Origin of the sequence: Klebsiella sp. C283 (assembly GCF_048822555.1) — a bacterium.
GTDB classification, from domain to species: domain Bacteria; phylum Pseudomonadota; class Gammaproteobacteria; order Enterobacterales; family Enterobacteriaceae; genus Klebsiella; species Klebsiella quasipneumoniae.
The window spans coordinates 254,523-266,384 of record NZ_JBMEZS010000002.1; the positions used below are offsets into that span (position 1 = coordinate 254,523).

Below are 11,862 nucleotides of genomic sequence, written 5' to 3' on the forward strand. Positions count from 1 at the left end.
GCAGGCTGGCTCATCCTCAGTATAGTCGGCGAGCGCGAATCAGGCTGCGCCACCGCTATTGCGCAACAGTTCCGCACTGTCAAAAGGCATGCGCGTTACCCGGTTGCGCCCGTCATTTTTCGCCGCGTACAGCGCTTTATCGACGCGGTAAAACAGCTGATCAATCGCTTCGCCATCATGATGCTCGGCGACGCCAATGCTGACGGTGACCGACAGCGTCTGATATTCGCTGACCGCCTGGCGGATCGCCTCCGCCACCATCAGCGCGCGGGCGATCGGCGAATGGGGCAAAAAGAGCAGAAACTCCTCGCCTCCCCAGCGATATATCTTATCTTCACGGTCCACCGAGGTTTCCAGAATGCGGGAGATCACCAGCAGAACTTCATCGCCTTTTTGATGACCGTGAATATCATTAATACTCTTGAAATGATCGATATCGATTAACAACAGACAAAAACCATGGGCGATAAACGACGGCGCGTCGACGAGCCGGTAAAATTCGCGACGATTTAACAGTCCGGTTAAGGGATCGTGGGCGGCGGAAAATTCCAGCTCTTTTTTCAGATGCACTTCTTCAGTGATATCGTGAATGATGCATAACATCAGCCGGATATTATACAGCACCACCGGCCCGGCATAGGTTTGAACATGGCGCAGCGAACCGTCAGCCAGAATATGAGTAAAATTAAGCGGCTTATGCCCGCCGGGCATATTGGCAATGTTATTCATAATGGGGATCACATCCCGACCCAGGGTATTAATTTGCCAGGTATGTTTAGTGCGCATTTCCTCATCGGAATAATGATAAAAGCGCAGCGCGGCAATATTGGCATCGACAATCCGGCCCTCTTTCTGAGGATCGATCAACAGCATCGGTGCGGTATTGGTCATAAAAAAGCGGGCAAAAAAGCCATTGTTCCGCCGCTGGTAGCGGCGGGAGCCGGTATGAATCGACTGATTTTGCGCGAGCAGCTTCACCGCTTCGAATAACAGTAAGGTGCCGCTGTCCTCGGTCTCCACCAGGGTGGTTTTACAATATACCGACTGCAACCCTTTGGCGGTCTGCAGCGTCCAGACTTCAAATATCTCAGTCATGGCGTCGAGATAGCGCAAATAATGCTGCAGCTGCGTTTCCGGGCAGGTGGAATAGATACCGTTGCGCATCTCATGCAGCGACATATCGCCGCTCAGCGTCCGGGAAGCCTGATTGGCATAGACCACACACTCTGTAAAAGGATGGACTACCCAGATCGGGGTGCTTAATACATCAAAAACAGCCAGTTCTTTTAATAACATACAGGCCCCAAACCGACCCACTCCCGGCGCGGAACGGCACATCATTCAGTGCAGCCCTGACGCTGGCATAAAGTGATAGCAAAAATAATCGAGTAACCGTCATTACGCGCGTGCGCGGCAAGTATAGTCGGTTCCTGGCCCAGCGACGCCCACCCGGAGCGACTTTGCGCACGGTTTAACCGACAGAGGAGACACTGCCTTTATTATTAATTTTATTTCAATAGCATAGCAGCAATGCCAGAACGGGTAGTCGCTTTTGATCACAGACTGTGTATACCCGTCACACTTTACGCTGCAGGGGCGCAGGCTTGTGCCGTGGCACGCAGATGGCCGTTGTTCTGCTCAGCGTTACCATGATAGTTTCTATCATAACGCTCATTTTCAATGGTCATCACAGTGAAAAAATCCGCCAGCAAAATCACGCTTACCGACATTGCGCGCGAAGCCAACGTCGGCGTGGCCACCGTCGACCGGGTACTCAACAAACGCGCGGCGGTGAAAGAATCTACCGCGTACCGCGTGCTGGAGGCCGCCCGGCGGCTGGGGTTTACCCTCGAACAGCCGCACTATCGCCTGGCCGCCGGCAAAGCGCCGGTTACCGTCAGGATGGGCTTTATTCTGCTGCAGGAGACCCACTCCTTCTACCTGCCGCTGGCGAGGGCGCTCGCAAGAGAGGCCGCGCCGTGGCTGCCGGCGGGCGAGACGCCGGCGATCCTGCATTTTGCCATTGATGCGGTGGAAGCGATGGCCCAGGCCATTCACCGGCTCAGCGATGAGGTGGAGGTGCTCGGCCTGGTGGCGCTGGATCACCCGCTGATTCGCCATGCGGTGGGCCGGGCCGCCGCCCGCGGCGTTCGCGTATTCACCCTGCTTTCGGATCTGTCGGTTCCCCAGCGCAGCGGCTATATCGGCCTTGATAACCAAAAAGCCGGGCGCACCGCCGCCTGGTTTATCGACCGTTTATGCCGTGGCGAAGGCGAAATAGCCATTATCATTGGCGATAATCGTTTTACCTGTCAGGAAAGCTGTGAGATCAGCTTCCGCTCCTGTCTGCGCGAGCAGGGTAAAGGGCAGCAGATCCTTGAGCCGGTTCGCAGCCATGAACGGGCGGATGTCGCCAGAAGCGTAACGGAACAGCTGCTCAGCCAGTACCCGGCCCTGCAGGCGATCTATGCTCCCTGCGGCGGCATTGAAGGGATTGTCGGGGCGCTGCGCGACAGCGGCCGCCAGCAGGCCGTCACCCTGGTCTGCCATGGCCCGCTAAGCGACAGTGAACTGGCGCTGATCGATGGCACCATCGATGTCATTCTCAACCACCGGCTGGATGACTTTGCCGCCGCCACCCTGCGCGCCATGACGGAAGCCGTTTCGCGGCCGCCCAGCGAAGTGATTTCGCACCCTCAGCCTTTCGATATCATCACCAAAGAAAATTTGTAAACGCCCGCCCCGTCGCCGACGGGGCGGCCTCACGCCTGGACCACGCCTGGACTCATTTTGATAAATAACTATCAAAAACAACCTCAATACAAATCATGACGGCCATCATAAAATTATCATTCCAACATAGTTGGCTATGAAATTTTCATTCAATACTCAGCGGCATCCCCTGTGATAAAAGGAAGCCGACATGACCTATCCTATCGCCAACGCCCCCTGCAGCTGGGGCGTGGATGACCCGAAAAACCCTGACCTTCCCGCCTGGGCTACCGTGCTGAAGGAGGCGGCGCAGGCCGGCTATCGCAGCATCGAGCTCGGCCCGTGGGGCTACCTGCCCACCGACCCGACCAGCCTGCGCGCGGCGCTGGAACAGCATCAGCTGTCGCTGGTCGCCGGGACGATCTTTGACGATCTGGTGAGCGAAGACCATTATCCCACTCTGGAGGCGCTGACCCATCAAATCTGCCGCAATCTGTCGCAGGCTCCGACCGCCGCCCCCATCCCGGGGCACCCTTTCCAGCCGCCCTATCTGGTGATTATCGACTTCGGCAACCCCGAGCGGGCGCGCTTTGCCGGACGCAGCGCGCTGGCTCCGCGCCTCAATGACGCAGACTGGCAGCGGATGATCGCGCACATTACCGCCCTCAGCACCCTCGCCTGGCGGGAGTACGGCGTGCGGGCGGTTATCCATCCCCACGCCGGGGGCTGCATCGAATTTGCCGATGAAATCGAGCGGCTGGCCAACGCTATCCCGCACGACGTGGCAGGGTTGTGTCTGGATACCGGGCATCTCTACTACGCCGGAATGGATCCGCTCACCTGGCTGGATCGCTATTACGCGCGGCTCGACTACCTGCACTTCAAAGATGTGGATCCGCAGGTTTACCAGCGCGCCGTCGCCGAAGGCATCGACTTTTTCACCGCCTGCGCCGAAGGGGTGATGTGCCCGCTCGGCAGCGGCGCCATTGACTACCCGGCCATTAACGATTTTCTTGCCCGCCGCGGCTATCAGGGCTGGATAACCATTGAACAAGAGCGTGATCCGCGCCATGCCGCAGGCAGCCTGCAGGCGGTCACGGAGAGCCTGCGCTATCTGCGCGGCGTCGGATTCTGACAGGAGAACCCCATGATTAACGGTTTAAGACCGCTCGACCGCACCCTGCGCTGGGGCATGGTCGGCGGCGGCGGCAGCAGCCAGATCGGCTATATTCACCGCTCTGCCGCCCTGCGCGATAACACCTTTGCGCTGCTGGCCGGCGCCTTTGATATTGATGCCGATCGCGGGCGCCAGTTCGGCCAACAACTGGGGGTCGATCCCGCACGCTGTTACGCCGATTACCAGAGTCTGTTTCGCGGCGAGGCTGCCCGTCCGGACGGTATTCAGGCCGTGTCGATTGCCACGCCGAATAACACTCACTATGCCATCTGTCGGGCGGCGCTGGAGGCCGGGCTGCACGTGGTGTGTGAAAAGCCGCTGTGCTTCAGCAGCGAAGAGGCGGACGAACTGGTGGCCCTCAGCCAGCGGCAGCGTAAGATCATCGGCGTGACCTACGGCTATGCCGGCCATCAGATGATCCTGCAGGCCCGGCAGATGATCGCCGACGGACTGCTGGGCGACATTCGTATCGTCAATATGCAGTTTGCTCATGGCTTCCACGCCCAGCCGGTGGAGCAGGAAAACGCCAGTACCCGCTGGCGGGTCGATCCCCGCTTCGTCGGCCCCAGCTATGTGCTGGGGGATCTTGCCACTCACCCGCTGTTTCTGGTCGAAACCATGGCCCCGCAGTTGAAGATCGCCCGGCTGATGTGCGCCAGACAAAGCTTCGTCAAAAGCCGCGCCCCGCTGGAAGATAACGCGCATGTGCTGATGGAGTATGACAACGGCGCCGTCGGCTCGCTGTGGAGCTCCGCCGTTAACTGCGGCTCCATGCACGGGCAAAAGGTGCGCATCGTGGGGGAAAAAGCCAGTCTTGAATGGTGGGATGAACAGCCCAACCAGCTGCGCTACGAGGTGCAGGGCGAACCGGCGCGCGTTCTGGAGCGCGGCATGGGCTATCTTGATCCGCTGGCGCGCCAGGACGATCGCATCGGCGGTGGCCACCCGGAGGGGCTGTTCGACGCCTGGTCGAATCTCTATCGCCGCTTCGCCATCGCCATGGACGCCGCTGACCGGCGTGACGAGACGCTGTTGGCGGACTTCTGGTATCCGGACGCCCGCGCCGGGTCGTTCGGCGTCCGCTGGGTGGAAAACTGCGTACGCTCTGCCGACAACGGCGCCTGTTGGGTCAACTTCCGCTAATTCGCCGGCTCAGGGCCTCGCCCTGAGCCTTTCTCGCTACTTCTCAATGCGCGCCAGCTGGGTTTTATCGGCCTCGCGGGCGCGATCGGCCAGCCCCTGAAACGCGGCAGCGCCATAGTATTGCTCAGGAACCGGCAGCGCCTGCATATCGTGCCCCGGATAGATCTGCAGCTCGCCGAGGTCGCGCAAGCGGAATCCCCCCACCTGCGCCGGCATGGTCAGGCGATATGGCGGCATGGTTTCGAAAGGGACCGGCGTCGGCAGCCGGTTTTCCTGTAGATCGTAATTACGCTTCAGCACCAGAAACTTATCCGGCACCCGGCGGCGACTGTTCCACCAGTCGCCATCGATCCGCTGGAACATCACTTCCGTCTCCCCTCGCGTGGCCACCATCAGCCGGGTCAGCGCCTTTTTCAGCGCCGCCTCCATGGCCCGGTTATACGCTTCCACTGACCCGCCGTGGCCGCTAAGGATGACGTTAATCGCCAGCCTGGCGCCCAGTAAGTTGGAGTAGAGATCCTCCGGCGAAAACGCGGAGATCTCCTCTGAAAACCCGGGCACTGACTGGAAGCCATACCACTGGGCGATCTCATGCCACTGGGCGATTTCGAAGGCCAGATGCCCGGCGAGCCAGGCCGCCAGCTGATAGCGCTGCCTGACCCCCGCCGGCGGCGTAAAGGCATTGAGCTGAACGCGGCGCACGCCAAGTTCTTCGCTGTAGAATATGCGCCCCGCCTGGCCCAGCGTCGGCGAAATGCGATTGAACAGATAAAAGGTGTAATCCGCCGTGTCGCGCACATGGGCAATATCGATAAACCCGCCGCGACGGGTATAGATAAGCCCGTTCTGCTCCTCGCTCAGCCCCAGCAGATTTTTCACCGCGCCGAGCGCGCTGTCGTTGTAATGGTGCTTGCCCAGGGTATCCAGGGTCAGCACGTTACCAATCTGATACACCGGGATCGGAATGCCCACCGCCCGCACGTGCAGGTCGTAGCCAAAGGCGCAGCATGGCCGCAGCGATTCCGGCGGCGACAGCTCGCCCAGGGTGGGCGCAGGATGGATCGCCGTCACGGCGGGCAACACCGGGTCCTGCGCCAGCGCCGGCAGCGCCAGCGCCAGCGCGAATAACAGCCATAAGGCTTTACGCATCAACAGCCTCTCCACAGCAACAAAAGAGCGCGCATCTTACCGGCAGACGGCGCCTGCAGTTTTAGTTAAAAACGGTATTCACCGGAGACAAAGAAGCTGTTGCGGTCGTTAAAACCGAATTCAGTCAGCACGTTAAAGTTTTTGGTGACCTCATACTGGGCACCAATCAGCATATTCCACGGCGAGGTCAGCTTCTGCTTAACGTCGAATTTGCCCTCGCCGTCTTTATTGACCGCGGCAATAAGGGGCTGCAGCTCTGGCGGCATGTGCAGGTCGGCGAGATCGCCCTTAAACTCCTGCTGCACGTCCTGATACATGCTGCCGACCCACAGGCTGAGATGGGACGGCCCGTCGATCCCCTGAAAACTGAAACGGTAGCCGACGCGCGGCGAGACGGTGACCGCCGAAATGCTGCCGTCGAGGATATCGAAGTCGGTGCGGGTATAGTTAGTATCCACTAACCCAAACCAGTTGCCGTAGCCGCCGGCGAGCGTAAAGCCGGCCCCCCAGGTGGTCCCTTTAAAATCAAGTTTAAAATCAATATCCTGCAACTTCCCGCTCTGATAAAGCTGGTGAACCGCGCCGGCGATGGCCCGATCCAGGCCGCGAAACTGCGACGGGTCTGAATCCACTGATACCTGGGAGACGGACGACCCGCGGGTATGCCCCACCAGTCCGTATACGTTGAGGAACGGAAAGACCCACATATCCAGGCGCAGGTTTTCGGTTTTGCTCTTCTCGCGGGTGTGTCCGGCATCGATGGCGAACATATCGCTGGGAATGGGATGATTGCCGAGCTTAAGCCCGGAAAAGGTAATACTGTCGACCATGATATCCTGGCGGATATTCATATAGCTCAGGTTGACGCCGTAGGGTAACGGAATGGAATATCCTCTGGCGCGAGCCTCATCGCCCCAGATCGGAAAATAGCTGTCGTTCTCGTCCGGCTCCGCAGCCGACGTGCCCCAGGCCGCTAACAGCAGCGTTAACACCGCGCCGGATGTTCTCATTTTTGTTCTCATGTGTAGTTATAAACCCGAACCGACATTGAAATAGACCGCCTGCTCATGCTCGCTGAACGCCACGTCAATCCCGGTATGCAAACCGTACTGTCGCGCGATCAGGTAACGAAAACCGGCCCCCCATGCCACCTCTGACTGTTCCCATAGCGTTTCCGCCGCGTCCGCCGCGCTCCCGGCGCCAACGAATCCCTGCAGGATCCAGCGCGGAGTGACGGCCCAGGCCAGCTGGGTTTGCGCCGTGGCCACGTAGTCGCCCTGATAGCGGTAGCGCGAAATCCCACGCAGCGCGATGTAAGGACGCGCCATCGGCATCAGGTGCTTATCATGGTGGGTTAAGGACTGATAATTGCCCGCGATCGCCAGGGTCAGCGTCTGGCTGAGCGGAATAAACACCTTCCCGTCCAGCGAAAACGTGTTGTAGTGATAATCGCCCCCGAGCAGCGAACGGAAAAACCGATATTCGCCCTTCAGCGCTAACCCACTCTGAGGATAGAAAATATTATCGGTAGTGTCATATTCCGCCACCACCCCCAGCGCCGAAGAGGTGCTGTTTTGCCCGAGCACCTGCTGCCAGACCCGGTTGACCCGCGGATTATCGAAAGCGACATCCGCCCGGGCATACACCTGGGAGGCCCCGAGGAACACCGGCGTATCGCCCACGCGAAACAGCAGCTTTTGCAGCGCGGCGACCCCTTTGGTCTGCGTCTGCACCGGTTTAGCATGGCTGAAGCCGCCGATGTCGCCGGAATAGATATCCAGATTGACGTTAGCGTAGCCGGCTCCCGCCAGGTAACGAATGCGATCATGCCGCCAGGTGTGACGATGGCCGCCGCCAATAAACCAGGTGCCATTCTGCGTGGCGGCCCCGCCGAAAGCGGTGAGCGGCGGAGGAATAAACTGCCCGCCCTCCCGGCGGCCTTTACCGTGTAAAAACAGGCCAAACAGTCCGCCGCCATAGCCGATCGCCGGCTCGGTTATCGCCAGCGGCACCGGCAGAAAACCGTAACGGTTTTCCGCCAGATACTGACTCATGTCGAGCATGCTATCTTCCGCATCGAAGAGATCGGCGGCATCGCCAGGCGGGCACAACAGGAACAGAAGCGCCAGCGCGGACAGCGGGAATTTCATGCTCACTCCAGGGCGTTGGGGCGCGCACGACACGCGTGGCGAACAGGATTATTACAACGGAATAATGAAAATATAACGTAACCGGAGAACCCTCACCAACGCGCAGCGGCCTGTTTTTCGGGTATTTTTGTACAAAAAAGAGCTGGCCGTCACAGAAAAACACCTTCGCGCCGCCGGACGGCGCGATGATTGTATTCATAAGGTGAATGTCGTATAACATAGCGCTACCGAGGGGTGTCCCGTGAGGGCTGAGATGGCGCAAGCCGAACCCTTTGAACCTGATCTGGGTCATGCCAGCGAAGGGACGGGTCGGCAATTTTGCCAGCATTACCGCCATTGCCTGTTCACACCCCTGCACGCCCGGATCTCCCCTGCATAAATGGAGGTCCTGTGATTGTTCCCGCGTTTAGCCAAGGTCTTTATGGCCGTTTACGCCAGCTGGCCGCCGCTGACTGGCAGCACTATGTGGCGCACCCTTTCGTCCAGCAGCTTGCCGAAGGCACCCTGGCGAAAAGCGCGTTCCGTCGCTATCTGACCCAGGATTATCTGTTTCTGATCCATTTCGCCCGCAGCTACGCGCTGCTGGTGAGTAAACTGCGCACGCTGCCGGAGATGCGCGCCGCGGCCGCCTCCATGAACGCCATCCTTAACGAAGTGCCGCTGCACGTCGGCTACTGCGCCCAGTGGGGCATTAGCGAACCGGAGATGGCCGCCCAGCCCGAAGCGCCAGAAACCATCAATTACACCCGCTACGTGCTGGATATCGGTCATTCAGGCGACGCGCTGGATCTGCTGGTCGCCCTGATGCCCTGCGTGGCGGGTTACGCCGAAATCGGTCTGGGCCTGCTGCATCACCCCTCCACCCGACTGGAGGATAATCCTTACGCCTCGTGGATCCGTAACTATGGCGATGAAGGCTATCTGCAGGGCGTCAGCGCCGCGCTGGCGCTGCTGGAGACCGTGTGGCAACAGCGCGGAAGCGAGGCCCGCCTCGCCGGGCTGAGCGACATCTTCACCACCGCCACCCGCCTGGAGGCGCAGTTCTGGCAGATGGGGCTCAACGCCGCGGCGGAGTCCCGGGCGTGACGGCGCCAGGTATCGAGGTCCGTAAGCTGAGCCTCCATTTCGGCGACCGCCGCCTGTTCGATAACCTGTCGCTGACGGTCCCCGGCGGCCAGTGGGTGTCGCTGCTCGGCGCCAGCGGGGCCGGTAAAACCAGCCTGCTGCGGGTCATGGCCGGCCTGGCCCCCGCCACCCGCGGGGAAGTGGTCGCCAGCGACGGAAAGCCGATACCCGGCCGCCTGGCGTGGATGGGGCAGAAAGACCTGCTTTACCCCTGGCTGAGCGTTCGGGAGAACGTCGCCCTCGGCGCGCGGCTGCGCGGTGAGAAAGTGGATCACGCCCGGGTCGCCACCCTGCTTGAACAGGTGGGGCTCGCCTCCAGCGCCGACGCCCGGCCGGCGACGCTCTCCGGCGGGATGCGTCAGCGCGCCGCGCTGGCCCGCACCCTGTATGAGGACCGGCCCATCGTGCTGATGGATGAGCCCTTCTCAGCGCTGGACACCCTCACCCGCACGCGTATTCAGACCCTCGCGGCCACTCTGCTGGCGGGGCGCACGGTGGTGCTGATCACCCACGATCCGCTGGAAGCCTGCCGGCTGAGCCACCGTCTGCTGGTCCTCTCGGCCGCCGACGGGGAGATCGACGACAGCCATCACCTCACCGGCGCGCCTCCGCGCGCGCCGGATGCGCCCGAGCTGTTGAACGCCCAGGCGGCGCTGCTGCAGCAGCTGATGAGGGCCCACTCATGACTGGACGTCTCTGGCGCGGCGGCATGGTGTTCTGCGGACTGATGCTTCTCTGGGGGCTGGCCAGCCGCAGCGGCATTCCGCACTTTCTTTTACCCTCCCCGGCGGCGGTCGCCGAGGCGCTGTGGGTCAATCGCGCCTATCTCGGCTGGCACACGCTGATTACCCTCAGCGAGATCCTCAGCGGCCTGGCGCTGGGGGTGGCGCTCGGCGTCACGCTGGCGCTGGGCATGATCCTCTCCCCGCGCCTGCAGCGCTGGCTGATGCCGCTGATGCTCACCAGCCAGGCGATCCCGGTCTTTGCCCTCGCCCCGCTGCTGGTGCTGTGGCTGGGGTTTGGCATGAGCGCCAAAGTGGCGATGGCGGTGCTGGTGATTTTCTTTCCCGTCACGTCCGCCTTCTTTGACGGCTTGCGACGGGTCAACCACGAGTATCTCGATCTGGCGCGCAGCATGAACGCCTCCTTCGGCGCTCAGCTGCGGCATGTCCGCCTGATGGCCGCCCTGCCGGCGCTGGGCTCGGGCCTGCGCATGGCGGCGGCGGTGGCCCCCATCGGCGCCATTATCGGCGAATGGGTCGGCTCCGCCGAGGGGCTGGGCTACGTCATGCTTAATGCCAACGCGCGGCTGCAAACCGATATCTGCTTCGCCGCGCTGTTTATTTTAGTACTGCTGACCCTCCTCCTGTGGCTGGCGGTAGACACCCTGCTGCACCGGCTGATCGACTGGTCGCCGGAATAATCATGAAGTAATAAAGGAAAACAGATGAAAACGTCGCTTTTCGCCGGAGCAACCCTGACGGCGCTGCTCAGCGGTCACGCGCTGGCCAATGAACCGCTCACCCTGGTGCTGGACTGGTATATTAACCCCGACCATGCGCCGATTATGGTGGCCGAGCAGATCGGCGCCTTTAAGGCCCAGGGTCTGGACGTCAAGATTGTCCCCCCGTCGGATCCGGCGCTGCCGCCCCGCATGGTGGCCGCCCGTCAGGCGGACCTGGCCATCACCTACCAGCCGCAGGTGCACTTCTTCGCTGACGAAGGGTTACCGCTGGTGCGCGTGGGCACCCTGATCGGCTCGCCGCTGAACACGGTGATCGCCCTGGATAAGCAGATCAAAACCCCGGCGGATCTGCAAGGCAAGAAGGTGGGTTACTCGGTCAGCGGCATTGAGCAGGCCACCCTGTCGACCATGGCGCAGCATGCGGGGATCGATCCGGCCAGTATCAAGCTGGTCAACGTCAATTTTCAGCTGACCAGCGCTCTGCTGACGGGCCAGGTGGACGCGGTCATCGGCGGCTATCGTAATATAGAAGCGCAGGAGCTGAAGCTGCAGGGCAAAGCCCCGGTGGTGATGAACGTTGAGGATTATGGCGTACCGGCCTATGACGAGCTGGTGATTGTCGCCCACCGCGACGCGATTCATGAGGCGAAAATCCGTAAATTCCTCACCGCCCTGCAGGCCGGGGTCAGCTACCTGCGCGCGCATCCGCAGGAGAGCTGGGAGGCGTTCGCCGCCGCGCATCCGGAGCTGAAGACCGAGCTTAACCATCAGGCGTGGCTGCAAACCGTGCCGCTGTTCGCCGCCGATCCGGCGGCGCTGGATAAAGCGCGCTACGACACTTACGAACAGTTTTTATATAACAATAAGTTGGTGAAAAAAGTTACACCTTTAACAAATTATGCGGTTGAGCTGCATTGACTCTTGCCATCGCTGACGGAAGG

The 11,862-nt window shown here is 60.7% G+C and carries 11 protein-coding genes and 1 riboswitch; of the genes, 7 read left to right on the forward strand and 4 right to left on the reverse strand.

The window, feature by feature from the left end; genetic code table 11:
- Positions 1 to 39 precede the first annotated feature (39 nt).
- On the reverse strand, positions 40 to 1,296 hold the full coding sequence (locus ACOI7Z_RS04285; protein ID WP_087848802.1) for a sensor domain-containing diguanylate cyclase: 1,257 nt from the start codon (positions 1,294 to 1,296) through the stop codon (positions 40 to 42).
- Between the two features lie 396 nt (positions 1,297 to 1,692).
- Between ACOI7Z_RS04285 and ACOI7Z_RS04290 the strand changes: the two genes are divergently transcribed.
- From ACOI7Z_RS04290 to ACOI7Z_RS04300, 3 genes are all read left to right on the forward strand, one after another.
- Positions 1,693 to 2,733, forward strand: a complete 1,041-nt coding sequence (locus ACOI7Z_RS04290) for a LacI family DNA-binding transcriptional regulator (RefSeq protein WP_087848828.1) — start codon at positions 1,693 to 1,695, stop codon at positions 2,731 to 2,733.
- Positions 2,734 to 2,923: 190 nt separating this feature from the next.
- Positions 2,924 to 3,847, forward strand: coding sequence for a TIM barrel protein (locus ACOI7Z_RS04295; protein WP_087848801.1), 924 nt, complete (start codon positions 2,924 to 2,926; stop codon positions 3,845 to 3,847).
- Between the two features lie 12 nt (positions 3,848 to 3,859).
- Positions 3,860 to 5,032: a Gfo/Idh/MocA family protein gene (locus tag ACOI7Z_RS04300; RefSeq protein WP_087848800.1), complete on the forward strand. Its 1,173-nt coding sequence runs from the start codon at positions 3,860 to 3,862 to the stop codon at positions 5,030 to 5,032.
- A 36-nt stretch (positions 5,033 to 5,068) separates the two neighbouring features.
- Here the strand turns inward: ACOI7Z_RS04300 and ACOI7Z_RS04305 are convergent, their stop codons facing one another.
- The 3 genes from ACOI7Z_RS04305 to ACOI7Z_RS04315 form a co-directional block, all read right to left on the reverse strand.
- The gene (locus tag ACOI7Z_RS04305) at positions 5,069 to 6,181 is read right to left on the reverse strand and encodes a DUF4056 domain-containing protein (protein WP_087848799.1); all 1,113 of its coding nucleotides are present in this window, start codon (positions 6,179 to 6,181) and stop codon (positions 5,069 to 5,071) included.
- A 65-nt stretch (positions 6,182 to 6,246) separates the two neighbouring features.
- The gene (locus ACOI7Z_RS04310) at positions 6,247 to 7,191 is read right to left on the reverse strand and encodes a hypothetical protein (RefSeq protein WP_065883655.1); all 945 of its coding nucleotides are present in this window, start codon (positions 7,189 to 7,191) and stop codon (positions 6,247 to 6,249) included.
- Between the two features lie 18 nt (positions 7,192 to 7,209).
- On the reverse strand, positions 7,210 to 8,331 hold the full coding sequence (locus ACOI7Z_RS04315; protein ID WP_087848798.1) for a BamA/TamA family outer membrane protein: 1,122 nt from the start codon (positions 8,329 to 8,331) through the stop codon (positions 7,210 to 7,212).
- Between the two features lie 220 nt (positions 8,332 to 8,551).
- Positions 8,552 to 8,653, forward strand: a riboswitch (TPP riboswitch).
- 68 nt (positions 8,654 to 8,721) lie between these two features.
- Here ACOI7Z_RS04315 and tenA point away from each other — a divergent pair.
- Genes tenA through ACOI7Z_RS04335 form a run of 4 tightly spaced genes read left to right on the forward strand, consistent with a single transcriptional unit; the run spans position 8,722 to position 11,839 of the window.
- On the forward strand, positions 8,722 to 9,417 hold the full coding sequence (gene tenA / locus ACOI7Z_RS04320) for a thiaminase II (RefSeq protein WP_065883654.1): 696 nt from the start codon (positions 8,722 to 8,724) through the stop codon (positions 9,415 to 9,417).
- Positions 9,414 to 10,142, forward strand: coding sequence for an ABC transporter ATP-binding protein (locus ACOI7Z_RS04325; RefSeq protein WP_048335802.1), 729 nt, complete (start codon positions 9,414 to 9,416; stop codon positions 10,140 to 10,142). Before tenA ends, ACOI7Z_RS04325 begins: the two co-directional genes overlap by 4 nt.
- Positions 10,139 to 10,879, forward strand: a complete 741-nt coding sequence (locus ACOI7Z_RS04330) for an ABC transporter permease (RefSeq protein WP_087848797.1) — start codon at positions 10,139 to 10,141, stop codon at positions 10,877 to 10,879. Before ACOI7Z_RS04325 ends, ACOI7Z_RS04330 begins: the two co-directional genes overlap by 4 nt.
- A gap of 24 nt (positions 10,880 to 10,903) precedes the next feature.
- Positions 10,904 to 11,839: an ABC transporter substrate-binding protein gene (locus ACOI7Z_RS04335; RefSeq protein ID WP_065883653.1), complete on the forward strand. Its 936-nt coding sequence runs from the start codon at positions 10,904 to 10,906 to the stop codon at positions 11,837 to 11,839.
- Positions 11,840 to 11,862 lie beyond the last annotated feature (23 nt).